This window comes from Agrobacterium sp. ST15.13.015 (assembly GCF_027871645.1).
Taxonomy (GTDB): Bacteria; Pseudomonadota; Alphaproteobacteria; order Rhizobiales; family Rhizobiaceae; genus Agrobacterium; species Agrobacterium leguminum.
Map to the genome: position 1 here is coordinate 1 of NZ_JAQAHF010000018.1, position 26,980 is coordinate 26,980.

Sequence of the window (26,980 nt, forward strand, 5' to 3'; positions counted from 1 at the left end):
CGTGTCCGAGATCGTCGCCAAACGCTCGAATACGAGTAGAATCAACACCGTGCGCCATGTCCACCAAATTTAAACCGGACAGCAGTGGGACAGGCCCGAGGATGACGTCGGGTGGGATGGCTTGTTAGCCGATAGAAAGATCGGCTTCTCAGCCCCTGCCACCCGCGAGCCTCAGAGCGCCGTTCTCACCGATGACAACATCCAGCTCACCATATCCGCCTATGGAAAGATGCGGCGTTTCGATGAGATGGGAGTGGGTGGCGTTGATGACGACCACGGTTGCGCCCATGCTTTCCCCGGCCTGAATGCCGGCGGGGGCGTCCTCGAAGACGACACAGTTTTCAGGCGCGACGCCGAGCTTTTCCGCCGCCTTTTTATATCCTTCCGGATCAGGCTTGCCGTTCACCACGTCCTCGGCGCAGATCATCACCGCAGGCGGGGTGAGGCCTGCGGCCGCCAGTCGGCGCTCGGCGAGCGCGCGGGCGGCGGAGGTGACGATGGCCCATTTGCCAGCCGGCAATTTTTCGAGAAATGCCGCAGCCTCGGGAATCTGGAGGATGCCGTCGACATCGTCCATTTCCTTCTGCAGCAGCATCGCCGCCTGTTCCGCGACATCCAGACCGGGAACGGCCTCGCGGCGCACCACTTCCGACGCGCGCATGCCATGGATGCGCTGCAGGAAAGCGTTCGGCTCTATGCCGTTGTCCACGGCCCATTCACGCCAGACCCGCTCCACCACCGCAATCGAGTTGAGCAATGTTCCATCCATGTCGAACAGGAAGGCCGCATAGTCTTGCGAAAATATCTGGTTCTGCGGCGGGACTTTGCTGTGCATCTCATTCTTCCGTTGAAGCTGTCGGGACGCCTGTCTCTACAGCATCGGCGGAGATAACGGAATCGCTTTTCCACCTTGAAGGCATAATGCGGTCATCTGGCCGAAGGCGGATATTGTCCCGGAATCGGACGTTCGCGTGTTCCGCGACTCGCCGGGTTGGGGTAGGGGACATGGCGTGCCCATCTCGCGATGACGGGCGTCAGGTTGCAGCAAGGATGAGCTGCTATCGTGAGTTTTCAAATGTGCCGGAAACGCGTTAAATCAAGAGGTAATGATGGATTTTGAATGTTTCGCATGAATTTTTTCGGGGCGGAATTTTCTTAACGAATCCGCCGCTTCAGGGGCGGCGTTAACCATTTGTTAACCATATTCGAGGTACCTAATTGTCAACGATTTGTTTACCAAGATGACCAAAGTGCTAACAGACCAGCGTTCGATCCGTATCAAAGGCCGCTCCTTCCTCGCAGTCGTCCTGTCTCCCGAATCTCCGGTCGATCAATGGCTGGAAAGGCTCGATGATCTAGCCGCCCGTTCAGCGGGCTTCTTCCTGTCGCGTCCGGTGGTTCTGGATGTGTCGGAGCTGTCGCTCGACAAGGCGGGGCTGAAGGAGCTGCTGGCGGCGCTGACGGAGCGCAATGTCGGCATCATGGGTATCGAGGGCGTTCGCCCCTCGATGATCGAGCCGGGCATGCCGCCGTCGCTGAAGGGCGGAAAGCCCGCTTCCGATGTCGAGGTTGAGCCGGTCGCCATCGCTGCCGAGTTGCCGGAGGAAAAGCCGCGTGCTGCCGGTGAGGTCAGGGCCGTCGTGCCGTCGCTGGTCATCAACGAGCCGGTTCGCTCCGGCCAGTCGATCATGTTTCCCGAGGGTGACGTGACCGTCATCGGTTCGGTCGCCTCGGGGGCGGAAATCATCGCCGGCGGTTCGGTGCATATTTACGGCGCCCTGCGCGGTCGCGCCATGGCCGGTTCGCTCGGCAATGTTTCGGCGCGCATCTTCTGCCGCAAGCTGGAAGCGGAGCTTCTGGCCATCGACGGCGTCTACAAGGTGGCCGAGGACATTGACGACAAGCTGCGCGGCCAGCCCGTTCAGCTCTGGCTGGAAAACGATACGATCAAGGCCGCAAAGCTTGGCTGATAATAGAGAAACAACACAGGAACAGGAGAGCCATATGGGGAAGGTAGTCGTTGTAACTTCCGGCAAGGGCGGGGTGGGAAAGACCACCTCGACCGCAGCGCTTGGCGCCGCACTGGCGCAGAGCAAGGAGAAGGTCGTGGTCGTCGATTTCGATGTCGGCCTGCGCAACCTCGATCTCGTCATGGGTGCTGAACGCCGCGTGGTTTACGATCTCGTCAACGTCATCCAGGGCGATGCCAAGCTGACGCAGGCGCTGATCCGCGACAAGCGCCTCGAGACGCTGTTCCTGCTGCCTGCCTCGCAGACGCGCGACAAGGACAATCTGACGCCGGAAGGTGTCGAATGGGTCATCAACGAGCTGAAGAAGCACTTCGACTGGGTGATCTGCGACAGCCCCGCCGGCATCGAACGCGGCGCGACGCTGGCCATGCGCCATGCGGATGTGGCCGTCGTGGTCACCAATCCGGAAGTCTCCTCGGTGCGCGACAGCGACCGCATCATCGGTCTGCTGGATTCCAAGACGCTGAAGGCGGAACGCGGCGAGCGCATGGAGAAGCATCTGCTTCTGACACGTTACGACGCTTCCCGCGCCGAGCGTGGCGATATGCTGAAGGTCGACGACGTTCTGGAAATTCTCTCCATTCCGCTGCTCGGCATCATTCCCGAAAGCACGGATGTGCTGCGGGCCTCGAACGTCGGTGCTCCTGTTACGCTGGCCGACGCCCGCTGCGCGCCGGCCATGGCTTATTTCGACGCCGCCCGCCGCCTGTCCGGTGAGGATATTCCGGTGGTCATTCCGGGCGAGAAGCGTGGCATCTTCTCCAAGATCTTCGCAAGGAGGGCTGCATGAGCATCTTCAGTCTTTTCCGCAAACAGAAGTCGGCACCGCTTGCGCGCGAACGCCTGCAGGTGCTGCTCGCCCACGAAAGGGCATCCTCCGGCTCCGATCTGGTCGCCATCCTCAGGGAAGAAATTCTCGGCGTCATCGCCAAACATGTGCAGATCGACAATGATCGCGTGCATGTGAAGATGGATCGCGACGAGCATGTCTCCATCTTGGAGATCGATGTCGAGATTCCTCTGGGTGCCGATCTGCGCGCCGCGTAAGATACGTCTTGAAAAAAACGCCGCCCGCCACCGGCGGCGTTTTTATTCCGCTGTCGTATCGACGGGTTTTCGAAATGCCTCCGCCAGATCGCCGGGCAGCGGGCGCTTCAGGTTGATGCCGTTTGGCGGAATCGGCGCGTTGAACCATTTGTCGTAGATTTTATCGATTTCGCCGCTCTCATAGATTTGGCCGAGCGCTTCGTTGACGGCGTCGCGGAAGCCGGTATCGCCGTGGCGGAGCATCAGGCCATAGGGCTGCGGCGGGGCAAGATATTCGTCGGAGATGACGTAGTCTTCCGGCTTGCCGGTCTCGGCAACGAAGGATCGCAGAAGTATGTCGTCCATGACGAAGGCCGAGGCACGGTTTTCCGTTACCATGTCAAAACTGCCCTCGGTGCTGTCATTTTGCAGAACAGCGACGTTCAGCCCCAGTTTGCGATTGAGCACGTTGAGTTGGGTTATGTTGATGGTTCCCGTCGTCACCACCACCGTTCGCCCGGCGAGATCGGCGACGGTGTTCAGGCCGCTCGATTTCAGCGCCACATAACGGGTGCCGGTGATGAAGTGGCTGTAGGAGAACCACACTGCCTTGCGCCGCTCTTCCGTATTCGTGCTCGCCACGCATTCCATGTCCATCGTACCGTCATTGAGAAGCATGATGCGGTTGCTGGGCGTGCGCTTGACGAACTCGATCTTCAGTTCCGGCAGGCCGAGCTTTTTCTTGATGGAATCCGCCACTCTCAGGCATAGCTCGATGCTGTAGCCGATAGGCTCCGGGCCGGCGCCGAGATAGGAAAAGGGAATATTGCGATCGGCGTAACCGAGCTTGATGGTGCCGGTTCTGGCAATGGTTTCAAGTGTCGGCGGTTGGGCGTCCTCGCTCACCGCCTGGGCGGGAAGAAGACTTGAAAATACGAGCATAAGCCATAGTGTCGATCTCTGCATCGCGCATCTCCAGCCAAATAATCTGTCAAAACATTCTCATGAAAATCGATACGGGTGGACGGCTTGCGCTCTCAGTCCTGGTATTCGCTCGGATGTTCGTATGCCTGTTTCAGAGAGGCGGCCATCGGCAGGTTCAGGTTCATGCCGTTTGGGGGAATGGGCTTGGTGAACCACTTTTCATAAAGGCCATGAATGACCGGCCCGGTGAAAATATGCCGAAGGCTTTCATTGACCGCCGCCTTGAAACCGGGGTCGTTGCGCCGGAAAACCAGGCCATAGGGTTCGGGCGCGCTCAGCGTTTCCTCAGAAAGCGCATAGAGGTCCGGATTCTCTGATGTCGCCGCCAGCGCCGCGAGCAATATGCCATCCATGACAAAGGCGGAGGCCTTGCCGGAAACCACGAGTTCGAAGGCCTCCTCATTGGTTTTCGTCGGCATCACAGAGATATTGAGGTTCTTTGCCCGGTTCACGGCATTGAGCTGCTCGATATTGACCGTGCCGGAAGCGGATGTGACGGACCGCCCGGCTAGATCGGCAAGGCTTTTCAGATTGTCCTGTTTGCGGGAGAGAAACTGCGTCGCGGTCATGAAGTTGGGATAGGAGAAATCCACGATCTTGCGGCGTTCGCTATTGTTGGTCGTGGCCGCGCATTCAATGTCGATCTGGCCGCCGCGGACAAGGATGAAACGGGTCGCGGGCGTCGCCTTGACGTATTCGAGTTCGATCCTGTCGAGCTTCAGCTTCCTGCGAATATCTTCGCTGATCGCCCGACAAAGATCGGTCGAGAAACCGGTAACCTCCCCATTCGGCAATTGATAGGAAAAGGGCGGTTCGGCTTCGCGATAGCCAATGCGGATCTTTGCGGTTTTGGCGATCTGCTGGAGCGTATTGCCTTCGCCGGCAGCCTGGAGAGGCGTGATGGGAGCAAGGCATGTGAGGAAAAGGCAAAATACTGAAAGACGCATTTTATGTCCTCTGGGCCGGCGGCCGGTTTCTCAAATGGCTTTTTGTGGCGGGCAATAGGTTTCCTGTGTCGGTCGACCGATATCGCCGAATTCATCCTTCGCAATCGGCGCGATGACGGCGCGGTTCTTGAGAATGCGGGCAAGCGGCGCGGGCTCGGCAAAATAATAGCCCTGCGCTTCGTCGCAGCCGGAAAGCTTGAGCGCTTCGACCTGCTCCCTGTTTTCAACGCCCTCGGCGGTGACCTTCAGGCCGATCTGTTCAGCCATGTCGATGACGGTGTTGACGATGGCGGAACACATGGGATTGGATGGCAGGCCGGAGACGAATTCCCGGTCGATCTTGATCTTGTCGAAGGCGACATGGGTGAGCGTGCTGAGCCCCGCATAGCCGGTGCCGAAATCGTCAAGCGCGAGGCGAACGCCCCTTTCCTTCAGAAGTTTCAGGGCTCGGGCGCTGTTATCGCGCTCCAGCATGACCGTTTCCGTCACTTCCAGTTCAAGCCGTTCCGCCGGGAAGCCGGATGTTTCAAGCGCCCGGTCCACTATCGGTACGATGTCGTCATTGCTGAGCTGAACGGCGGATAGATTGACGGCGAGCCTGATATCCTTCGGCCATGTCATCGCGTCTCTGCAGGCCTGCGCCAGAACCCACTCGCCCAACGGCTTGATGAAGTTGTTTTCTTCGGCAAGCGCGATGAAGCGGTCCGGTGCGATAAGGCCAAGCTTGCTGTGCCGCCAGCGGGCCAGCGCTTCATAAGCGACGATGCGACCGCTCTGCAGATTGACGACCGGCTGATAGTGCAGCTCGAATTCCTGGTTTTCGAGCGCGGATTTCATGTCTATTTCCAGCGCATGCTTGTGTTGCGCCGCCATGTCCATGCCGGGCTCATAAAAGACGAAATAGCCGCAGCCCATGGATTTCGCCCGGTAAAGGCCGAGATCGGCATGTTGCAGAAGCTGCGTTGCGGATGTGCCGTGGCCCGGCGCGCAGGCGATGCCGATGCTGGTGTCGATGCTGATATCGCTGCCTTCGAGACTGAAACTGCGCGAGACGGCATGCACCACCCGCGCGGCCAGCATCGCCGCATCGCTCTCGCAGTCGCCGTTTGCCGATTGTATGATCGCGAATTCGTCGCCGCCGAGACGGCTTACCATGTCGTTTTCACCCAGCACGGCGGAAATCCGTGAGGCCACCGCCACCAGCAGGGCATCGCCGGCGGCGTGTCCGAGTGTGTCATTGACGGCCTTGAAGCGGTCCAGATCGAGCAGCATGACATTGAACGGCTGGCCTGACGCGGCAAGCTGTTCGAGACGGTTTTCCAGCGTCTTCATCAGCAATACGCGATTGGGCAGCCCGGTCAGCGCATCGTGATGGGCCATATGTTCCAGCTGCTGCGCCATATCGCGAATCTGCCGCAGGCGCCCGCGTTCCAGAACCGCCTCGCGCAACGTCTCGATGGCGGTGGCCATGTCGCCGATCTCGTCCCGCCGCTCCTGAAACGGCGTGGCGACATCCGTTTCCTCGCGGGCGATCCGAAGCGTCGCCTGCACCAGCGCCGGGACCGGTTTCAGGAAATGCCGGGCGATGACGGTCACAAGCACGCCGGTGACGGTCAAGACCACGATCAGCGCGGCGAGCGAATTATAGATGAGCTTGCGCTGCGCGCCATAAAGCGCGTCCGAGCCGCCGATGCTGACGGCGACCGCGCCGATGGGTTTCTTCGTTTCCGTGCTGATGATCGGCAGCAGGCCGATATAATGGCTGGATTCGCCGATGGTCGCAAAACCGGTGGAAAAACGCGCGGCGACCGCATCCCGGGAAAAGATGGGATCGGTAGCGAGCGGCTTTTCATCGTCGTCGGTGGCGTTGTCGAAAGCCGCCGCGATCTGCCGGAAGCCGGAATCTGCCTCGTCATAACGGAAAAGCCAGACGGCATTCTTGGTCTGTGCGCCGATAAGCGCGAGAACATCGCTGGGGTTGAAGCCGGTGACGAGAATGGATTCATCGTCGCCGATGGGTTTGTCGGTCAATATGCCGTTGACCTGCCCGTCGGCATCGGCGGTGACGCTGACATAAGTGTAGATGCTGCGAAGCGTGGCGCTGGCGATCTGCGAATTGACGCGCGCCTGGTTGAGCCATTGCTCGCTGGCGGCGGCGACGAACATATACCAGCCGACAAGCGCACCGATGCTGTAGGAAAAGATCACGCCGCCGAGGAATATCAGGGTTATCTTGCTGGCGAGCGAACGCCGCCGCGAAAACCGGCCTGTTTCCGGCTGCGTTGGCGAGCGAAGCGTGTGGCCCGATTCAACCTGTCTATCTGTCCCGCGATAGGCAGTCTCTTCCATTCGCGATAGTCCCCCGCGATGTCGCGTTATAATTGTTTTATGGAATTTTATAGGGCATGCATTTCAATGCTGTCTGCTAAATAATTCAACAAAGTTTAGATGCGATTAAGAATTAATCCGTCTTTTTATAGTCGTAGCTTATATAAGAGATGGCGTTCCTGTTCAGGTTGCAAAAATCAGAGGTTGGAAATGAATCGTCAAGGATAAACTCCAAAATTCTGCGATCGCTGCCATGTTTCCCGATCCGGCATGCCGGTCCTCGATAGCGCGGCGATTGGCCTTGCCAACTCGCCGATAAACGGCATGTTGTGCGCAACATGCCGCTTTCAGGGAAGATATTATGGCTCATAAAGGCAAAAACATCGCGCAGCTTTCCGTTCTCCTCCAGAGCGGCCATCTCGATCCGCGTGCCCTGGTGGAAGAGACGCTGGATGCGGTTCGCGGCGGGGACGATCGCGCGATTTTTGTCGAGTTGACGGCGGCGCGTGCGATGTCGGAGGCGGAAGCCGCGGCAAAACGCATTGGTGAGGGCCGTTCCTGTGGTGTGCTGGATGGCATTCCGGTGGCTTGGAAGGACCTGTTTGACCTTGAAGGCATGGCGACCACGGCGGGATCGACGGTGCTTGCCAACGATAAGCCTGCGTCTCGCGACGCGGATGTGGTGACGGCGCTGAAACAGGCGGGCATGATCTGCATCGGCCGCACCAATATGAGCGAGTTCGCGTTTTCCGGTCTCGGCGTCAATCCGCACTACGGTACGCCCCGCAATCCTGCTTCTACGGATGGTCACCGTCTGCCGGGCGGCTCTTCGTCGGGTGCGGGCGTCGCCGTGGCTGCCGGTCTGGTGCCGGTGGCGATCGGCACAGATACCGGCGGATCGGTGCGTATTCCCGCCGCCTTCAACGGCGTGGTGGGTTACAAGGCAAGTCGTGGCCGTTATTCGATGCGCGGGGGTTATCCCTTGGCGAAAAGCCTCGATTCACTTGGACCGCTCACGCACACCGCACAGGACGCCGTCTGGGTGGATGCCGCCATGCGCGGCAAGGCGGCTGCCGATCTCACGCGCGCACCCCTTTCCGGCCTGTCGCTGGTGGTGCCGGAAACTGTCTTTTTCGATGGCATCGAGGATGGCGTCGCAGCCGCTTTCGAGCAGGCGGTGGAGCGTCTCGTCCGCACCGGCGCTTCGGTGCGGCGGCAGGCATTCCCGATTTTTTCGGAACTGTTCGATCTTATCAGGGAAAAGGGTGCGCTGGTGACGGCAGAGGCCTTCGCCCTGCACAAGACCCGGCTGGAAGGTGCCGACGCCGCCCGCATGGACCCGCGCGTGGTGGCCAGAGCAGGGCTCGGCGCGAATATTTCCCTGCCGGACTATATCGCCATCATCGACGCGCGCGAACGCATGACGGCGGCGTTTTCCGGCATGATTGGCAGGCAAGAGCTGCTGGTATCGCCGACATTGCCGCATGTCGCGGCCAAGGTCGCGCCGCTTCTCGAGAGTGACGATGCCTTTTTCGCCATGAATGCGAAGACGCTGCGTAACACCCAGATCGGCAATTTTTTCGATCTCTGCGGTGTTTCGATCCCCTGCGGAACGGGCGATGCGGGCATGCCGGTCGGCCTACTGCTTTCCGGCCTGCACGGCACGGACGATCATGTTCTCAGCGTGGCGATGGCGGCGGAAGAAATTGTTCGGGGTTGAGGAGAGGGCGGTTCACACAGCCATTCTCCGTCACCCCGGACTTGATCCGGGGTCCAGCGCGATCAAGTCCTTGATCGTGAAAGACTCCTGACGCCGCGCAGACGCGCGGCTGCTGGATGCCGGATCAGGTCCGGCATGACGGAGAGAGTACTTGGCCGCCTCCTACCGACAACCTCAACGCGCTGCCCAATTCGCGCCACGGCGGAACATGGTTTTCATCTGCGGCACGGAAAACTCCTTGGCCTGATGGCCGAGCGCCGAATAGAAGACGCGGCCCTTGCCGTATTTGCGTTTCCAGACAACCGGCATCACCACGCCGTCGATCCACCATGCGTGCTCACCTGTAAACTTCGTCGTCGCGAGAACCTCGTTGGAGGGGTCGACATGCATGTAATATTGCTCCGACGTATAGGGGAAATCGGAAATCCCCTCCATCAGCGGGTCGTCGGGGCGGGTGATGTTGACGTGGTAGTCGATGATATTGCCGGGATGGGCGACCCACTGGCCGCCGATCATGAACTGATATTCGACGCATTCGCGGAAACTATCGCCCGCACCGCCATGAAAACCGGCAATGCCGACGCCGTTTTCCACGGCGGACGTCAGGTTCTTGATCTCTTCCTTTTCGATCTTCGACATGGTGACGATGGGCACCACGAGGCTCAGATCATGCACCGAAGGATCGGCGAAGGCCTCGGTTGAGTGCTCCACATAGACCTTGAAACCGTCCTCCTCCAGCATGTCCTTGACGATGGTGGCGCATTCCTGCGGCTCGTGGCCGCTCCAGCCGCCCCAGACGATGAGTGCTTCGCGCATTTATATCCTCCTCCGAATTATTTGCCGAGCTGGCCGTTGACCAGCGATGTTTCAAGCGGAGCAGGGCGCTCCGCCTTGGTGGTGATGGAAACGGCGGTGCCGGTGTCCGATGCGGTCTGGAAGGCTTCCATCACCTCCAGCACATGCAGGGCAAGATCGCCATTGGCGCGGTGCGGGCGGTTCTCGCGGATCGCATGGGCCATGTCGGCGACGCCTATCGAACGATAATTGCCGTCGGCATAGGGGGACGACAGCGCCTGCGGCTCGAACTGGCCGCCCTTTTTCAGCAATTGCACCTCGCCGCCGAAATGGTTTGGATCGGGGACGATCAACGTGCCTTCGGTGCCATAGAGTTCCAGCGGCACATGTTTGTGGCCCGCCACATCGAAGCTCATGCCCACCTGCACCACGGCGCCGTTCTCAAAAGCCAGCACGCCGGACACATGTGTGGCGACGTGGACGGGGATTTTTTCACCGTTCTTCGGCTCGCTGGTAATGAGGCGTTCATTGCGCGGCGCGATGGCAAAGCCCGCCACTTTGGCGACCGGGCCGAACAGGTTGACGAGATCGGTGATGTAATAGGGTCCCATATCCAGCATCGGCCCGCCGCCGACCTCGTAATAAAAGGCCGGGTTGGGGTGCCAGCGCTCGTGGCCGGGGCACATGAAGGTGGCCGTTCCACCGACCGGCTGGCCGAGCACGCCCTCATCGATCAGCCGGCGTGCAGTCTGGTGCCCGCCGCCGAGGAAAGTATCCGGGGCCGAGCCGATGCGAAGGCCCTTTGCCTTTGCCGCATCCGCAAGCCGCTTGCCCTCGGCGAAATTGATACCGAGCGGTTTTTCGGAATAGGCATGTTTGCCCGCGTCCAGCGCGCGCAGGCCAACTTCCACATGCGCCTTGGGAATGGTCAGGTTGACGATGATCTCCACGGAAGGATCTGAGAGAAGCGCGTCGATGCTTTTTGCCTGGAGGCCGAATTCGTCGGCGCGGGCCCTTGCGGCCTCCTCGTTCATATCCGCAAGACCGCGAATGTCGAGAATGGGAAACGACGCCATGGCCTTGAGATAGGCGCTGGAGATGTTGCCGCAGCCGATGATGCCGATACCGACCCTGTTCATGTGATTTCCTCCCGTAAATCAGAAATGCCGAAGCCCGTGCTCAACCCGTGGGCTAAAGCGCCGGTCCCGTGGTGTTCCATGGCGATTCGTAAAGTTCGTAAAGCGCGACGGCCGCAGCCCCCTGCGCCCATAATTCGTCGCTCGCAATGTCGAAAACCAGCGCGGCGACGCCGGCCAGCGAAGGCGGCACGGCGGCATTGTAGCTGTCACGAATACTGGCGATGAAGGGTTCTCCGAGCTCGAGGCTGGAGCCGGTGATGATGACCCGTGGCGGCGCAAACAGCGTGACGATATTGGCAAGCGTCAGGCCAAGCGCTGCGCCGGCGCGCAAGGCTGCCGCGATGAGGTCGTGGTCTTCCGCCGCAATCAATGCATGGGCATGCTGCATGCCGCGGCCGAGCCGGATCGCCTCGGCAAAGCGCCCATCCGCCGGGCGGGAGCCCAGAATGGCGTTTTCGCCCGCCTGGCTCGCCAGCCGCACCGTGCCCTCATTGGCAAGGCCGATGACGAGGTCGCCGAGATTGTGGCTGAGCCCGCCAGCGCCGCGAAAAAGCTGGTTCTGGTGCAGCACGCCAAGCCCCAGCGTCTGTTCGAGCGAAATCAGCACCATGTCTTCCAGATCGCGCGCATGGCCGAACCAGTGATGGGCGAGCGTGATGGCGTGGGCGTCGCTTTCTATGATGGTCGGCGAATTCAGCCGCGCGGTCATTTCCTCGGCGAAATTGACGTTCACTTCGCGTAAAATCGGGCTGCTGCGAATTTTCCCGGTGCGATGCTCGATGACGCCGGGCAGGCCGAGGCAGACCATGTCCACATCTTCCAGCGACAGCCCGGCATCGACGACGCAGCGCCGCACCCCGTCCTCCACCAGATCGGCGATGACGCCGATGGGCTGACGGTCGACACGGATCGGTAGTGCAAGCGTTGAAAGCACGTTGCCGCAGAAATCGGTGACGACGAAGACCATGCGGCTTGCGGCGATCTTGGCGCCCACCACGCGGGCGGCATCCGGGTTCAGTTCCAGCATCACGCGCGGCCTGCCGCGTGCGCCTTCGGTGCGGATATCGCCGATATGACGGGTGAGGATAAGCCCGTCATCGAGCAGCGAGGCGGTAATAGCCGAGACGGTGGTGGTGGAAAGCTCAGTTCTTTCGCTGATTTCCACCCGCGAGATCGGCCCATGGCGGCGGATGCTGTCCAGCACGCTCAGCCTGTTGATCGCGCGCATTAATTCTGGGTCTGCGGTCTTCATGGGGTCCTGCTGCGATCGGCTGCGATCTAAAACGAATTTACATCGGATTGCGGATTAAATAACGTCTGCCGGGAGGGGTGTGTCAAGCCATCAGGGTAAAAAATCAGCAACCCGCCTTGACATTGGGCAGGGTGTGGGGTGAATTAATCCGCATTGGGGAATAAATGGTGAGGAACCCCAGGGAGGATCACGAACATGACCTATTGGCACGCAGGCGCAAGCCTGAGCGGCAGGCGGATCGCCTTTGCCGCAACGACAAGCATAGCCCTGATGCTCGGCGCGGCCAGCGCCTCGGCGGCGACCGTCGTTAAATGGATGCATGTGGAATTGGACCCGAAATCCGTGGCTGTCTGGGAGGAGATCGCCAAGGAATACGAGGCCAAGCACCCCGATGTCGATATTCAGCTGCAGTTCCTCGAAAACGAGGCTTTCAAGGCGAAATTGCCGACGCTGCTGCAATCCAACGACGTGCCGGATTTCTTTTATAGCTGGGGTGGCGGCGTCCTTGAGGAACAGTCCAAGACCGGTGCGCTGAAGGATCTGACCGAGGTGTTCGACGCCAATGGCGGCAAGCTGCGGCAGGCCTATAATGCATCCGCAATCGACGGCCTGTCTTTCGACGGTAAGGTCTGGGCCGTGCCTTACCGTGTCAGCCTCGTCAGCTTCTTTTACAACAAGGAGCTGTTTGCCAAGGCCGGCGTGAAGGCCGAGGACATCAAGACCTGGGACGATTTCAGCGCCACGGTCAAGAAGATCAAGGAAGCGGGCATCGTCCCGATTGCCGGTGGCGGCGGTGAAAAATGGCCGATCCATTTCTACTGGAGCTATCTCGTCATGCGCAATGGCGGGCAGGCCGTGTTCGATGCCGCCCGCAAGGGCGAAGGCGAAGGTTTCATGGATCCGACGATCATCAAGGCGGGTGAACAGCTGGCCGAGTTCGGCAAGCTCGAACCCTTCCAGCCCGGTTATCTCGGCTCCACCTGGCCACAGGCGCTCGGTGTCTTCGGCGACGGCAAGGCGGCGATTATTCTCGGTTTCGACAATACGGAAGCCAACCAGCGCAAGAATGCCGGTGACGGCAAGGGGCTGGCCGCAGACAATATCGGCCGCTTCGCCTTCCCGGTGGTCGAGGGCGGCAAGGGCAAGGCCACAGATACGCTGGGCGGCCTGAACGGCTGGGCTGTCACGAAAAACGCGTCCAAGGAAGCGATCGATTTCGCCACCTTCCTTACCAGCAAGGAAAGCGAAGAGAAAATGGCGACCGCCGGTATGATCCTGCCGGTTGCCACAGGGGCTGCCGGTGCGGTGAAGAACCCGCTGCTGGCGGATTCCGCCAAGCAGCTGGCTGCTTCCACCTGGCACCAGAACTTCTTCGACCAGACGCTCGGCGCTGCCGTCGGTCGTGTTGTCAACGATATCTCGGTTGAGATCGTTTCCGGCCAGATGACTGCCGAAGAGGGTGCCCAGCAGATTCAGGACGCATTCGAACTGCGCTGATCTGGTTTCCATGGCGGCGCCGCGAATGTGCGGCGCTGCTTATCTGCCTCCATGAAAGCGGATAGAGATGACGGATATTTCCATGACTTCTGCGTCCATACCGGCGCGCGGCGCGGCGAAGACAAAGCGCAAGCAAAGCTCGGTCGCGCATGACCGGGCACTGACCCTTCTGGTCTTCCTGCCGCCCGCACTGCTGCTCTTTACCCTGTTCGTCATCCTGCCCATGGGCGAGGCGGCGTGGTACAGTCTTTACCGCTGGAACGGCTACGGCACGCCGACCGATTTTGTCGGCTTGAAGAATTTCCAGGTGCTTTTCGGCAATGCCGCATTCTCGCAGGCCCTGATCAATAACGGCCTCATCATCCTCATTTCGATCCTGATCCAGATTCCGCTGGCCATCTGGCTCGCCATGATGCTGGCGCACCGCATTCCCGGTGTCGTCGCTTTCCGCCTGGTGTTCTTTCTGCCTTACGTTCTCGCTGACGTCGCGGCGGGTCTGATCTGGCGTTTCGTTTATGATGGCGATTATGGCCTGTTTGCCGCCATTTCCAATTTCTTCGGTTTCGCCAATCCTTATGTGCTGGCTGACAAGGATGTGGCGATCTATGCCGTGCTCGGCGTCATCGTCTGGAAATATTTCGGCTTTCACATGATGCTGTTCATCGCCGGCCTCCAATCCGTCGACAAGAATGTGCTGGAAGCAGCCGAAATCGATGGCGCTTCCGGCTGGCAGAAATTCCGATACGTCACCTTGCCGATGCTCGGCTCCACCGTTCGCCTCTCCGTCTTCTTTGCGGTCATCGGCTCGCTGCAGCTCTTCGACATGATCATGCCGCTCACCGGCGGCGGGCCGTCCAACTCCACGCAAACCATGGTCACCTTCCTCTACACCTACGGCGTCATGCGCATGCAGGTGGGGCTCGGCAGCGCGGTCGGCGTCGTTCTCTTCGTCATCTGCGTGACGCTCGCCTTCGGTTACAAAAGGATTTTCATGCGCCATGACTGACACATCCACCTCCGTCCGCATGCCGCTGCAAACCAAGCTCTATCTTTATATATCGCTGAGCCTGATCGCGGCCATCGTGCTCATCCCGTTGCTCACCACCGCGCTTGGCGGCTTCAAGACGCTGGGAGACCTGCGTGTGAACCCGTTCGGCATCCCGGCCGAATGGCAATGGGCCAATTATGGCGATATTCTCTTCGGCAAACGCTACTGGCTGCAAATCTTCAATTCGCTGGTCATCGCGCTGTTGACGGTATTCCTGACGCTGACCGTCTCGGCCATGGCCGCCTTCACCTTCGCGCATGTGAAGTTCTTCGGCTCGTCCTTCCTGCTGAATTATTTCCTGCTGGGACTGATGTTCCCGGCGGCCACCGCCATCCTGCCGTTGTTTATCCGCATCCGCGATCTCGGCCTGCTCGACACCTATTGGGGGGTGGTGCTGCCGCAGGTGGCCTTCGGGCTTGGCATGAGCATTCTCCTGTTCCGCAATTATTTCCGCAATCTGCCGGAGGAGCTGTTTCAGGCCGCCTTCGTGGATGGGTGCGGTTATCTGCGCTTCTTCTGGCACATTTCCGTGCCGCTCTCGCGGCCGATCGTGGCGACCGTCGGCATCGTTTCCTTCGTTGGCAGCTGGAACAGCTATATCCTGCCGCTCATCATGCTGAACTCGGAATCGAAATATCCCTGGCCACTCGGCATCATGGTCTATCGCGGCGAATTCGGTACGGAATGGCAGCTCGTTCTCGCCTTCATCACGCTGACGATCCTGCCGACCGTCATCGTCTTCTTCCTCGCACAGAAACACATCATCGCGGGCCTGACGGCCGGTGCCGTCAAATCGTGACGTGAAAGGAGCAAAACATGGCTTCCGTCGAACTTAGGGATATCCGCAAGTCCTATGCCGCGCTTGATGTCATTCACGGGATCTCGCTCGATATTGCGGACGGTGAATTCATCGCGCTGGTCGGGCCTTCGGGCTGCGGCAAGTCCACGCTTTTGCGTATGATCGCCGGGCTGGAGGAAATCACCGATGGAGATATTCTCATCGGAGACAAGGTGGTCAATGGCATGACCCCGCGTGAGCGCAACATCGCCATGGTGTTCCAGTCCTATGCGCTTTATCCGCATATGACGGTGGCGGAAAACATGGGCTTCAACCTGAAGCTTGCCGGCCAGCCGAAAAATGTGATCGAGGAGCGCGTGGCGGAAGCCGCCCGCATGCTCGATCTCGGCAAGCTGCTGGATCGCAAGCCCTCACAACTCTCCGGTGGCCAGCGCCAGCGTGTCGCCATGGGCCGCGCGGTGGTGCGCAATCCGGCCGTCTTTCTGTTCGATGAGCCGCTCTCCAACCTGGACGCCAAGCTTCGCGTGCAGATGCGCAGCGAAATCAAGGCGCTTCATCAGAAGGTCGGCACCACCTCCATCTATGTCACCCATGACCAGATCGAGGCGATGACACTGGCGGATCAGGTCGTGGTGCTCAATCACGGTCGCATCGAACAGCAGGGCACGCCGCTGGAACTCTACAAGACGCCCGCCAATCTCTTCGTCGCCGCCTTCATCGGCTCACCGGCCATGAACCTCATCGAATGCGTGGTCGATGGCGAGGGAGACCAGCCGGCGGCCCGGCTGAAGGACGGAACCGCGATCCGCATTGCCGCCTCCCGAAAGGTGAAACGCGGCCAGCCGGTGACGATTGGCTTGAGGCCGGAACATATCGGTTCGGCCATCGGCGGTGATGTGTCTCTCTCTGGCCGGACACTGCTGGTGGAGCCGACGGGCGCACAGACCCATGTGATATTCGAACTGGCGGGCGATCATGTGACGGCGGTGGTAGATGGCGAGCAGCCGGTCAAGGTCAACACTCCCTTTGCCGCCACCGTGCACCATGAGCGTGTGCACGTCTTCGACAGGGCGAGCGGACTGGCGCTTTAGGCGTCTTCCGCATTTTCAACGAAATGCGGAAATTCTCTCGTCCCTCCGCTTTTGGGGCTTGTTTGAAAATCACGAGCGGTTAGCTTGGCGCTTGGGAAAAAAGCGGATTACCGCGAAACTGTATCGATGCAGGAGGAGATTTTTATGAGAACGATCAAGGGACCGGGTCTTTTTCTCGGCCAGTTTGCCGGCGATGCCGCACCTTTCAACAGCTGGGACGGCATTACCAAATGGGCGGCAGAAAAGGGCTATGCCGGTGTGCAGGTGCCGACATGGGCCGGACAGCTGATCGATCTCAAAAAAGCGGCGGAATCGAAGGATTATTGCGACGAATTTGCCGGAGTCGCGCGCCAGAACGGTGTCGAGGTGACCGAGCTTTCCACCCATTTGCAGGGCCAGCTGGTTGCCGTTCATCCCGCTTATGACGAGGCTTTCGACGGTTTTGCAGCGCCTGAAGTGCGCGGCAATCCAAAGGCCCGCCAGCAATGGGCGGTGGAGCAGGTGAAGCTGGCGCTGAAAGCCTCGAAAAATCTCGGCATCAAGGCGCATGCGACCTTCTCCGGTGCGCTTGCCTGGCCCTTCGTTTACCCGTGGCCGCAGCGCCCGGCCGGTCTGGTGGAAACAGCCTTCGACGAGCTGGCGAAACGCTGGACGCCGATCCTCGATTATGCCGATGAGCAGGGTGTGGATGTCTGCTACGAAATCCATCCCGGCGAAGACCTGCATGACGGCGTGACCTTCGAGATGTTCCTGGAGCGGGTGAGGAACCACAAGCGCGCCAACATGCTCTACGACCCGTCGCATTACATTCTGCAATGCCTCGATTATCTCGACAATATCGACATCTACAAGGACCGCATCAAGATGTTCCACGTCAAGGACGCGGAGTTCAATCCGAACGGACGGCAGGGCGTTTATGGCGGTTATCAGGGCTGGGTCAACCGCGCGGGCCGGTTCCGTTCGCTGGGCGACGGGCAGGTGGATTTCGGTGCGGTCTTCTCGAAAATGGCGGCCAATGATTTCGATGGCTGGGCCGTGGTCGAATGGGAATGCGCGCTGAAGCATCCTGAAGACGGTGCCCGGGAAGGAGCCGAATTCGTCAAGGCGCATATCATCCGCGTCACGGAAAAAGCCTTTGACGACTTCGCATCGAGCGGCACGGACGATGCGGCCAACCGCCGTATGCTTGGGCTTTGAGAGCATTTCAGGGGAGATATTATGGCTATTGAAGGAAAGACAACCGACAAGGCGAACAGGCGGATTCGCCTTGGCATGGTGGGGGGCGGTTCGGGCGCATTTATCGGCGGCGTTCACCGCATGGCCGCGCGACTCGACAATCGCTTCGATCTCGTGGCGGGGGCCCTGTCCTCGACGCCGGAAAAATCCCTAGCCTCCGGCCGTGAGCTGGGGCTCGATCCCGAGCGCTGCTACGGTTCGTTCGAGGAAATGGCCGAAAAGGAAGCGCTGCGCGAGGATGGCATCGAGGCGGTGGCGATCGTCACCCCGAACCATGTGCATTATCCGGCCGCCAAGGCGTTTCTGGAGCGCGGCATCCATGTCATCTGCGACAAGCCGCTGACCTCCAATCTGGAGGACGCCAAAAAGCTGAAGCAGGTGGCCGACAAGGCCGATGCCCTGTTCATCCTGACGCATAATTATACCGGCTATCCCATGGTGCGGCACGCGCGGGAACTGGTGGAGGCCGGTGAACTCGGCAATATCCGTCTGGTGCAGATGGAATATCCGCAGGACTGGCTGACGGAAGCGGTGGAGCAGACCGGTGCGAAACAGGCTGTCTGGCGTACCGATCCGGCGCAATCCGGTGTCGGCGGCTCCACCGGCGATATCGGCACCCATGCCTATAATCTCGGTTGCTTCATTTCCGGTCTGGAAGCGGATGAGCTGGCGGCAGATGTGCACACCTTTGTCGAAGGCCGACGGCTGGACGACAATGCGCATGTGATGCTGCGCTTCAAGCAAAAGGGCGGCAAGCAGGCGGCCAAGGGGCTGCTCTGGTGCAGCCAGGTTGCGGTCGGCCACGAAAACGGGCTGAAGGTTCGTGTTTATGGCGACAAGGCCGGTATCGAGTGGACGCAGGCGGACCCAAACTATCTCTGGTTCACGAGGCTTGGCGAACCCAAGCAATTGATCACCCGCGGCGGCGCCGGGGCAGGGGCTGCCGCAGCGCGCGTCACCCGCATTCCGTCCGGCCACCCGGAAGGTTATCTCGAAGCCTTCGCCACCATCTACACCGAGGCGGCGCATGCCATCGAGGCCCGCCGCAGCGGCTCGGCGCTCGACAAGGCGGTGATTTACCCGACCGTGGACGACGGGGTTAAGGGTGTCGCTTTCGTCACGGCCTGCATCGAGTCCGGCAAGAAGAATGGTGGCTGGGTGAAGCTGTAAGATTGTGCGCGGGGGCGCGCGACACGGTTTCTTCTCCCCGCCGGGGAGAAGGTGGCCCGAAGGGTCGGATGAGGGGGCAACGTTGCCGAATATCTCGACCCTTGCCCCCTCATCCCGCTGCCGCGGACTTCTCCCCGGCGGGGAGAAGAAACAAGTGGCATGCGCTCGCTCCTTCGTGGACTAGGGTGCAAGACTTATTGATAATATTGATAAGCGCTAGACGATGTCGTCTGCACCCTTTCTGTTATGGGGCAACCGTCCTGAATCTTTGTCCATGACGAAACGTTGAGCTTCATCTCGCAGCGCGCGAGATAAGAGCCGCCATCGACCTTCAGGCAGGATGTCTGGCCGAGCTGGAACATGACGCCGCGATTTCGGCATTTGCAATTGTGGGCATCCGCCAAAGTCGGAATAAGGGCCATGACCAGGCCAAGTATGAGCACTCCAGGACGCATGGCTGAGGCTCCAAAGGATATCCCGCCAGATTACTCCTGTCGGAGGGCATAGTCAAAACGTCTTCCCTCCGCGATCCACGCGCGGGAAAGCCCGTAATCGTTGCGAACTTCTCCGCTATCACCCGATCAAAATCGCGCGGATATCATTCACATTCGTCAGCGTCGGCCCCGTCACGACAAGGTCTCCTGCTGCCCTGAAAGCGGTGTAGCTGTCGTGGCTCACGAGCGATTGGCGCGGATCGACACCGGCTTCGCGCATGCGGGCAAGCGTGTCCGGTGTCACCGCCGCACCTGCCGCATCCTCCACGCCGTCTATGCCGTCGCTATCGCCGGCAATGGCCCAGATGCCGTCCGCACCCTTCAGGGTCAGCGCAAGGCTGAGCAGGAATTCCGTATTGCGGCCACCCTTGCCGGCCGGTCCCTTGCCGCCAACGCCCCTGTTCAGCGTCACTGTGGTTTCGCCGCCGGAAAGCAGCACGGCGGGGCCTTTCACAGGCAGGCCCTTACGGCTGGCGGAAAGCGCGATGCCGGCCATGACAGCGCCGACATCTTTTGATTCACCCTCCAGCGAATCTCCGAGGATGAGTGGCGTAAGCCCGAGTTTCACCGCCTCATCCGCTGCCGCCTGCAGGGCGAGCGAGGGGGCGGCGATGAGCCGGATATCCTCCTCGATATCGCCCGCCTTGGGGGTTTCCTCGCCTTTTTCCAGCACCTTGCGCACGTTTTCGGGAAGATCGAGCGCATAACGGGAGACGATTTCCCGCACGCTTTCAATATCGCTCGGATCGGCAACCGTCGGGCCGGAAGCGATTTCGGAGGGATCGTCTCCCGGCACATCGGAAATCAGCAGCGAAACGACCCTGGCCGGTTTGGCAGCCAGCGCCAGCCGCCCGCCCTTGATGCGGGAGAGATGTTTGCGCACGGCGTTCATTTCGGAAATCGTCGCGCCGCTGGCCAAAAGGGCACGATTGACGGCCATCTTGTCGGCAAGCGTCATGCCTTCGGCAGGTGCCACCATCAGCGCCGAACCGCCGCCGGAAATCAGCGCGATGACCATGTCGTCCGCCGTCAAGCCTTCAACGGCTGCGAGAATGCGTTTTGCCGCTTCCGCGCTCTTATCGTCCGGCACCGGATGCGAAGCTTCGATGATCTCGATGCGCGCAGTCGGGACGGCATGGCCGTAACGCGTCACCACCACACCGGAAAGATCGACATGCGGCCATGCCGCTTCGAGCGCGGCAGCCATGGCGGCCGAAGCCTTGCCGGCGCCCACCACAACGCAGCGGCCTTTGGGCGGGGAGGGAAGGTGGTGTTGCAGCGCCTTTGCCGGATCGGCGCTTGCGACTGCCGCCATGAAAATCCGGTTGAGGGCGTCTTTTGCGCTGTGATCGTTCCATGCGCTCATCGGTTCATGCTCCGATCCAGAGGAAGCCGAGCGCGAACAATGCCGGCAATGCCTGAATGAACAGGATCTTCATATTGGCGGTGATGGCGCCGAAAATACCGGCCACCAGAACGCAGGTCAGGAAGAAAACCTTGAAGCTCAGCCCTTCATCGCCCTGCATCAGCCCATAGATCAGCCCCGCTGCGAGAAAACCGTTATACAGTCCCTGATTGGCGGCCAGTACTTTCGTCTGCCGGGCAAAATCCGCCGAAAGACCGAAGGCCTTGCGGCCGGCTGGTTTTTCCCACAGCAGCATTTCCAGAATGACGATGTAAATATGGATGGCCGCAACCACGGCAATCAGAATGCTGGCGATCATCGGCGGTTCCTCCAAACCATGATGTCCGTTGCCGGGCGGCTGTCAGGGTAAAACAGGTGCGGCGGACAATTCCGTTTTAACGGCAGGGCAGAGGGCCGCAAGGCCAGAATCCTCTCTTCCCGTGCAAACTGTTGAAGACCGGCAGCCTATTGCTTGACTCTTTGCTGAAATAGGAACAAAACAGGAACAATAAAGATGAATAACCGGAATTGAAACCTGTCATGCCATGCAAAAGCGCGCGGATCAGTTGCTCGTTGTCGAAGAGCTGCGTGAAAGGCTGGAAAGGATCGGTAACGGCGCTCCGCGCCTGCACGAGACCTTGCCTTTCGGCGTGGATGCCATCGACCATCGCCTGCCGGGAGGCGGGCTGAAGCTCGGTTGCCTGCATGAGGTGAGCGGCGGCGGCAATGGCGCTGCCGATGGCGCGGCGGCCGCCCTTTTTGCGGCCGGTGTGGCGGCACGGCTTTCCGGCAAGGTTTTATGGTGTGTCACCCGCCGGGATCTGTTCATGCCGGGGCTGATGCAGGCCGGCCTGTCGCAGAACCGGGTCATCATCGTTGAATGCCGCGATGAGAAAGGCGTGCTCGATTGTTTCGAGGAGGGCTTACGCTGCAACGGTTTCGGCGCGGTGATGGGCGAGCTGGCGAAGCTGCCGATGAATGCCTCGCGGCGGCTGCAACTGGCGGCGGAAACCTCCGGTGTTACCGGCATCGCCATTCGTCGTTTCCGGCGTGCGGCCGATGCGGCGCTGTTCGGCGAGCCGACGGCGGCGATGACCCGCTGGCGCATCTCCGTCCGACCCTCATCCCCCTTGCCGGTACCGGGGGTGGGCAGGCCGCACTGGTTTCTGGAACTTTTGCGATGTCGCGGCGGCGAAAGTGCCGAATTTGAAGTGGAAGCCTGTGATGCAAAGGGTCGTCTCGCTCTACCTGCCGACATGGCCGACGGATCGTTTCCGGCGTCTTTCGGGCAAGGACGCGCCGCCGGTTGAAAAGCCGCTGGTCATGATTGGCCGCCATGGCAGCCGCCGGCTGGTGCTGGCGCTCGACAAGGCGGCAAAGGCGGTGGGCATCCGGCACGGCACGCCGGTCAGCAAGGCGCAGGCGCTGGTGCCGGGCCTTCTCGTGGAAGATCTGGATGCCGATGGAGATGCCCGCGCCCTGCAACAGCTGGCCTTTCATTTCCTGCGCATCTATGCACCCATCGTCGCCGCCGACCTACCGGACGGGCTGGTGCTGGACACGGCGGGGGCGGACCATCTGCACGGCAATGAGGCGCTGATGCTGAGCGGCATGGTCAACCGCCTGCATGCCGCCGGCTTTAGCGCCCGCGCCGCCATTGCCGATAGCTGGGGAGCGGCCCATGCGCTGGCGCGTTTTGGCCGTGAGGCGATCAGCATCGTGCCGCCGGGCGGGCAGCGTGTGGCGGTCAGCGGCTTGCCACTTGCCGCGTTGAGGCTGGAAGAGCGGATCGTTTCCGAGTTGAAGGTGCTCGGTTTCCGCAGCATCGGCGAGCTGGCCGATGCGCCGCGTGCGCCGCTCACCCTGCGTTTCGGCCCCGAACTCGTGCGCCGTCTTTCTCAGGCTTTGGGGGAGATCGGTGAACCCATCGAACCGGTGCGCGTGGCCGAGCTGGTGGAGGTGCGGCGCGCCTTTCCCGAACCCATTGCAGCGGCGGAGACGATTGCCCGCTATACGCAAAAACTGGTTGCTGACCTTTGTATCGCGCTGGAAAAGCGCGGCCTCGGCGCTCGCCGTGTCGATCTGGTGCTGCACCGGGTCGATAGCGGCCTGCAGGCGGTGCGGGCCGGCACCTCCAGACCGGTGCGCGATGTCAAACAGCTTGTCCGGCTTTTGACCGACCGGATCGATACCATCGATCCCGGTTTCGGCATCGAGATGATGGTGCTGACCGCCACCCATGCCGAGCCGCTTGTCGCCGCGCAGGCCCGATCCTCGCTTCTGGAGGAAGGCCGTGCGGACATCGCCGATACGGTCGATGTCATTCTCAATCGCGGCCACCGGGTCTATCGTTATGCGGCGGTGGCAAGCGATGTGCCGGAACGCTCCGTTGCCCGGGTTGCGGCGCTGGCACCTGAGGATAGGCTCGGCTGGCCCGGCCACTGGCCGCGCCCGGTCAGGCTTTTTGCAAGGCCGGAACCCATCGAAACGCTGGCGCTGCTGCCGGACCATCCGCCGCGTTATTTCCTCTGGAAAGGCGTGCGCCACAATGTGCGGCGCGCCGACGGGCCGGAGCGGGTGTTCGGCGAATGGTGGAAACGCGACCGGGAAAAGGCCGCCGTGCGCGATTATTTCACGGTGGAAAATGAAAGCGGCGAGCGCTTCTGGATTTTCCGCTCAGGCGATGGCGAACATATCGAGACTGGTTCTCAGGGCTGGTTCATTCACGGGGTTTTCGCATGAGCGCGCCGCGTTATGCCGAATTGCAGGTGACCACGCATTTTTCCTTCCTGCGCGGTGCAAGCTCCTGCGACGAACTGTTTGAACAGGCCAAAAATCTGGGCATCGAGGCGCTCGGCATTGTCGATCGCAACAGTCTTGCGGGCATTCCCCGCGCTTACGAGGCGGCGAACAAGCTTGGCATCCGCCTCGTCATCGGCTGTCGTCTCGATCTGGATGACGATATCTCCGTGCTTGCCTATCCCATGGATCGCCCGGCCTACGGCCGGCTTTGCCGGCTGCTTTCCATCGGCAAGAAAAGGGGCGGCAAGGGAAAATGCCGGCTTGCTTGGGACGATCTCGTCGCCTACGGCGAAGGTCTGATCGTGGTGCTGCTCGCCGATCTGGCCGACGATCTATGCGCGCTTCGCCTGCGCCGGCTGAAGACAGCTTTTGCGGACCGGGCCTATATGGCGCTTAGCCTCAGAAGACGCCCCAACGACCAGATGCGGCTTTTCGAACTGTCAGCTATGGCCGAAGCGGCTGGTGTGCCGACTGTTGTCACCAATGACGTGCTTTTTCATGTGCCGGAACGGCGCATGCTGCAGGATGTCGTCACCTGCATAAGGCACAATTGCACCATCGATGAGGCCGGTTTCCGCCGCGAGCGCCACGCCGACCGTTACATGAAACCGCCGGAAGAGATGCACCGGCTGTTTGTCCGTTACCCCGAGGCGCTGGCCCGCAGTCTCGAAATCGCGAAGCGCTGCAAATTTTCGCTGGAGGAGCTGGTCTATCAATATCCCGAGGAGCGCAGCCTGCCGGGGCTGACGGCGCAGCAGGCGCTGGAGAAGATGGTATGGGAAGCGGTGCCGGGGCGTTATCCGCATGGTCTGCCGGAAAAGGTGGAGAAGGCGCTGCATCATGAGTTAGATGTTGTCGGCAGGTTAAATTACGCCCCCTATTTTCTGACCGTGAGTGCTATCGTCAAACAGGCGCGTAAGATGGATATCTTGTGCCAAGGACGCGGTTCGGCGGCAAACTCGGTTATCTGTTTCGTCCTTGGTATCACTGCCATTGATCCTGCTCGCTTCAGCAATCTCGTCTTTGAACGTTTCGTTTCCGAAAACCGGGGTGAACCGCCTGATATCGATGTGGATTTCGAGCATCAGCGGCGTGAGGAAATTATTCAATGGGTCTACAAAACCTATGGCCACGATAAAGCCGCGCTTTGTTCCGTCGTCACCCGCTATCGTGGTCGAGGGGCATTGCGAGATGTTGGTAAAGTACTAGGTCTGCCAGAAGATCTGACCAAACTTCTATCCTCGCAGGTCTGGCGCTGGAGCGAGGGCGTTGGCGAAAAACAGGTCAAGGAATTGAACCTCAATACAGAGGATCGCCGCCTGCAACTCGCTTTTGAATTAGCCAATCAGCTTGTTGGCACGCCACGCCATCACAGTCAGCATCCTGGCGGCTTCGTGCTTTCCCACGATCGGTTAGATGAGCTCGTCCCGATTGAACCAGCTACCATGAACGATCGACAGATCATCGAATGGGATAAGGATGATATCGATATCGTGCGGTTCATGAAAATGGATTGCTTAGCGCTTGGAATGCTCTCCTGCATGAAGCGTGGCTTCGATCTGTTGGAAGCGCGTACTGGAGAGAAATACGATCTCGCTGCGATGCCGCCGAATGATCCTGCAACATTTGCAATGATTCAAAAGGCAGACACGCTAGGCACTTTCCAGATCGAAAGCCGGGCGCAGATGTCAATGTTGCCCCGTTTGAAGCCCGTCGAATTTTACGATCTTGTCATTCAGGTCGCTATCGTTCGTCCCGGTCCCATTCAGGGAGATATGGTCCACCCATATTTGCGGCGCCGTCAGGGAAAAGAGCCCGTTCGATATGAAAAACCAGAGCTTAAAAATATTCTCGAAAAGACGCTGGGTGTCCCGCTATTCCAAGAGCAGGCCATGAAGATTGCCATCGACTGCGCCGGTTTTTCTCCCGGCAAGGCGGACCAGTTGCGCCGCGCGATGGCGACTTTCAAGAATGTCGGCACGATCTCCAAGTTCCAGCAGGATTTGATCGATGGCATGGTGGAACGCGGCTATGACGAGGACTTCGCCAAACGCATCTTCAAACAGCTCGAAGGGTTCGGCAGTTATGGTTTCCCGGAAAGCCACGCGGCGTCCTTCGCGCTGATTGCCTATGCTTCCGCATGGCTGAAGTGCCATCATCCGGATATTTTCTGTGCCTCGCTTCTGAATTCGCAGCCCATGGGCTTTTACGCCCCGGCGCAGATCGTGCGCGATGCGCGCGATCATGGGGTGGAGGTCCGCCCGGTATGTGTCAATGAAAGCCGGTTTGATTGCACGCTTGAGCCAACAGGCGAGATGAATGCGGAAGGCAAAGAACGCTATGCCGTGCGGCTTGGCATGCGTCTTGTGAAGGGGCTTTCCAATGACCATGCTGCAAAAATCGTCGCCGCCCGGCAGGATCGGCCTTTCGCCTCCGTCGACGATCTTTGGCGAAGGGCGGGCGTTCCTGCCGCCGCCCTTGTCTGTCTCGCCGAAGCCGATGCCTTTCTGCCATCGCTTTCGCTTGCCAGACGCGAAGCGCTCTGGGCCATCAAGGCTTTGCGGGATGAGCCGCTGCCGCTTTTCGCCGCCGCTGCCGTCAGGGAAGATGCCGTTATCGAAGAGCTTCAGGAGCCCTCCGTTGCGCTCAGGCCCATGACTGATGGTGGCGAGGTGGTGCAGGATTACGGTCATGTGGGGCTGACGCTGCGCGAACATCCCATGACCTTCCTGCGGCGCGATCTTTCCCGCCGCCGCATCGTCACCTGTGCGGAGGCGGTGCGCGTTCGGGATGGTACATGGCTGGAAACGGCGGGTCTGGTGCTGGTGCGCCAGCGTCCCGGCTCGGCAAAGGGCGTGATCTTCATGACGCTGGAGGACGAGACCGGCATTGCCAATGCTGTCCTTTGGGTCAAGACCTTCGAAAAATACCGGCGTGTGGTGCTGTCTGCCGGCATGGTCGGCATTTACGGCAAGATCCAGCGGGAAGGCGAGGTGGTGCATCTGGTCGCCCACCGGCTGACCGATTTGTCGGAAGCGCTGGCAAGTGTGGGTGAGCGCAACCGTGCCTTTCCCCTGCCGCATGGGCGCGGCGATGAGTTCCACCACGGAATGTCGCCGGAGGATCATCGCACTATTAGGAAGCGCCCGCCGGCTACAGTCGATGATGAAGATGAGGTGGAGCGGATAAAGGTCATTTCCCGCAATTTCCACTGAGA

The 26,980-nt window shown here is 60.2% G+C and carries 23 protein-coding genes; 13 read left to right on the forward strand and 10 right to left on the reverse strand.

Annotated features, from left to right (window positions below; all coding sequences use genetic code 11):
* Positions 1–148 precede the first annotated feature (148 nt).
* Positions 149–835, reverse strand: coding sequence for an HAD-IA family hydrolase (locus tag PIB16_RS22460; protein ID WP_080857235.1), 687 nt, complete (start codon positions 833–835; stop codon positions 149–151).
* A 406-nt stretch (positions 836–1,241) separates the two neighbouring features.
* Between PIB16_RS22460 and minC the strand changes: the two genes are divergently transcribed.
* Genes minC through minE form a run of 3 tightly spaced genes read left to right on the forward strand, consistent with a single transcriptional unit; the run spans position 1,242 to position 3,077 of the window.
* Positions 1,242–1,970: a septum site-determining protein MinC gene (minC, locus tag PIB16_RS22465; RefSeq protein WP_003506496.1), complete on the forward strand. Its 729-nt coding sequence runs from the start codon at positions 1,242–1,244 to the stop codon at positions 1,968–1,970.
* 34 nt (positions 1,971–2,004) lie between these two features.
* Entirely contained in the window at positions 2,005–2,820 is an 816-nt protein-coding gene (gene minD / locus PIB16_RS22470) for a septum site-determining protein MinD (protein WP_271046341.1), read from the forward strand.
* Complete coding sequence (gene minE, locus PIB16_RS22475) at positions 2,817–3,077, forward strand: cell division topological specificity factor MinE (protein ID WP_020809474.1); 261 nt, start codon at positions 2,817–2,819, stop codon at positions 3,075–3,077. The genes minD and minE overlap by 4 nt, the downstream gene beginning before the upstream one ends.
* A 42-nt stretch (positions 3,078–3,119) precedes the next feature.
* Here the strand turns inward: minE and PIB16_RS22480 are convergent, their stop codons facing one another.
* The 3 genes from PIB16_RS22480 to PIB16_RS22490 form a co-directional block, all read right to left on the reverse strand.
* Positions 3,120–4,022 (reverse strand): amino acid ABC transporter substrate-binding protein, encoded by a 903-nt coding sequence (locus PIB16_RS22480; protein ID WP_174039864.1) that lies wholly within the window; start codon positions 4,020–4,022, stop codon positions 3,120–3,122.
* Between the two features lie 71 nt (positions 4,023–4,093).
* Complete coding sequence (locus PIB16_RS22485) at positions 4,094–4,987, reverse strand: amino acid ABC transporter substrate-binding protein (RefSeq protein ID WP_065655521.1); 894 nt, start codon at positions 4,985–4,987, stop codon at positions 4,094–4,096.
* 30 nt (positions 4,988–5,017) lie between these two features.
* A complete protein-coding gene (locus PIB16_RS22490) occupies positions 5,018–7,336 on the reverse strand; it encodes an EAL domain-containing protein (protein WP_271046342.1) in 2,319 nt (772 codons plus the stop codon).
* Between the two features lie 340 nt (positions 7,337–7,676).
* Here PIB16_RS22490 and PIB16_RS22495 point away from each other — a divergent pair, with 340 nt between their 5' ends.
* Complete coding sequence (locus PIB16_RS22495; protein ID WP_271046343.1) at positions 7,677–9,035, forward strand: amidase; 1,359 nt, start codon at positions 7,677–7,679, stop codon at positions 9,033–9,035.
* A gap of 174 nt (positions 9,036–9,209) precedes the next feature.
* Here the strand turns inward: PIB16_RS22495 and PIB16_RS22500 are convergent, their stop codons facing one another.
* Genes PIB16_RS22500 through PIB16_RS22510 form a run of 3 tightly spaced genes read right to left on the reverse strand, consistent with a single transcriptional unit; the run spans position 9,210 to position 12,221 of the window.
* Positions 9,210–9,851: a ThuA domain-containing protein gene (locus tag PIB16_RS22500; RefSeq protein ID WP_271046344.1), complete on the reverse strand. Its 642-nt coding sequence runs from the start codon at positions 9,849–9,851 to the stop codon at positions 9,210–9,212.
* 17 nt (positions 9,852–9,868) lie between these two features.
* Entirely contained in the window at positions 9,869–10,969 is a 1,101-nt protein-coding gene (locus PIB16_RS22505) for a Gfo/Idh/MocA family protein (protein ID WP_271046345.1), read from the reverse strand.
* 52 nt (positions 10,970–11,021) lie between these two features.
* The gene (locus PIB16_RS22510; protein ID WP_271046346.1) at positions 11,022–12,221 is read right to left on the reverse strand and encodes an ROK family transcriptional regulator; all 1,200 of its coding nucleotides are present in this window, start codon (positions 12,219–12,221) and stop codon (positions 11,022–11,024) included.
* A 195-nt stretch (positions 12,222–12,416) separates the two neighbouring features.
* On the opposite strand from PIB16_RS22510, the gene PIB16_RS22515 reads away from it, so the two are divergent.
* The 6 genes from PIB16_RS22515 (at position 12,417) to PIB16_RS22540 (ending at position 19,062) form a co-directional block, all read left to right on the forward strand.
* Positions 12,417–13,718 (forward strand): ABC transporter substrate-binding protein, encoded by a 1,302-nt coding sequence (locus PIB16_RS22515; protein WP_271046347.1) that lies wholly within the window; start codon positions 12,417–12,419, stop codon positions 13,716–13,718.
* Positions 13,719–13,785: 67 nt separating this feature from the next.
* Positions 13,786–14,724, forward strand: a complete 939-nt coding sequence (locus tag PIB16_RS22520) for a carbohydrate ABC transporter permease (protein ID WP_078052711.1) — start codon at positions 13,786–13,788, stop codon at positions 14,722–14,724.
* Positions 14,717–15,565, forward strand: a complete 849-nt coding sequence (locus PIB16_RS22525) for a carbohydrate ABC transporter permease (protein ID WP_078052712.1) — start codon at positions 14,717–14,719, stop codon at positions 15,563–15,565. The genes PIB16_RS22520 and PIB16_RS22525 overlap by 8 nt, the downstream gene beginning before the upstream one ends.
* 17 nt (positions 15,566–15,582) lie before the next feature.
* Positions 15,583–16,656 carry an ABC transporter ATP-binding protein gene (locus PIB16_RS22530; RefSeq protein WP_271046348.1) on the forward strand — a complete coding sequence of 358 codons (1,074 nt, stop codon included), beginning with the start codon at positions 15,583–15,585 and terminating at the stop codon, positions 16,654–16,656.
* A 144-nt stretch (positions 16,657–16,800) separates the two neighbouring features.
* Complete coding sequence (locus PIB16_RS22535; protein WP_142844587.1) at positions 16,801–17,853, forward strand: sugar phosphate isomerase/epimerase family protein; 1,053 nt, start codon at positions 16,801–16,803, stop codon at positions 17,851–17,853.
* Positions 17,854–17,874: 21 nt separating this feature from the next.
* Positions 17,875–19,062: a Gfo/Idh/MocA family protein gene (locus PIB16_RS22540; RefSeq protein ID WP_065655512.1), complete on the forward strand. Its 1,188-nt coding sequence runs from the start codon at positions 17,875–17,877 to the stop codon at positions 19,060–19,062.
* Positions 19,063–19,256: 194 nt separating this feature from the next.
* Here PIB16_RS22540 and PIB16_RS22545 read toward each other — a convergent pair whose 3' ends face one another.
* The 3 genes from PIB16_RS22545 to PIB16_RS22555 form a co-directional block, all read right to left on the reverse strand.
* Positions 19,257–19,517: a hypothetical protein gene (locus PIB16_RS22545; protein ID WP_271046349.1), complete on the reverse strand. Its 261-nt coding sequence runs from the start codon at positions 19,515–19,517 to the stop codon at positions 19,257–19,259.
* 118 nt (positions 19,518–19,635) lie between these two features.
* Positions 19,636–20,922 (reverse strand): glycerate kinase type-2 family protein, encoded by a 1,287-nt coding sequence (locus tag PIB16_RS22550; protein ID WP_271046350.1) that lies wholly within the window; start codon positions 20,920–20,922, stop codon positions 19,636–19,638.
* Between the two features lie 4 nt (positions 20,923–20,926).
* Complete coding sequence (locus tag PIB16_RS22555; RefSeq protein ID WP_078052716.1) at positions 20,927–21,280, reverse strand: DUF1304 domain-containing protein; 354 nt, start codon at positions 21,278–21,280, stop codon at positions 20,927–20,929.
* Positions 21,281–21,506: 226 nt separating this feature from the next.
* Here PIB16_RS22555 and PIB16_RS22560 point away from each other — a divergent pair, with 226 nt between their 5' ends.
* From PIB16_RS22560 to PIB16_RS22570, 3 genes are read left to right on the forward strand one after another with little or no spacing between them, the layout of a single operon-like run.
* Positions 21,507–22,271, forward strand: coding sequence for an ImuA family protein (locus PIB16_RS22560; protein ID WP_271046351.1), 765 nt, complete (start codon positions 21,507–21,509; stop codon positions 22,269–22,271).
* On the forward strand, positions 22,186–23,703 hold the full coding sequence (locus tag PIB16_RS22565; RefSeq protein WP_271046352.1) for a Y-family DNA polymerase: 1,518 nt from the start codon (positions 22,186–22,188) through the stop codon (positions 23,701–23,703). Before PIB16_RS22560 ends, PIB16_RS22565 begins: the two co-directional genes overlap by 86 nt.
* Positions 23,700–26,978 carry an error-prone DNA polymerase gene (locus PIB16_RS22570; RefSeq protein ID WP_271046353.1) on the forward strand — a complete coding sequence of 1,093 codons (3,279 nt, stop codon included), beginning with the start codon at positions 23,700–23,702 and terminating at the stop codon, positions 26,976–26,978. The genes PIB16_RS22565 and PIB16_RS22570 overlap by 4 nt, the downstream gene beginning before the upstream one ends.
* Positions 26,979–26,980 lie beyond the last annotated feature (2 nt).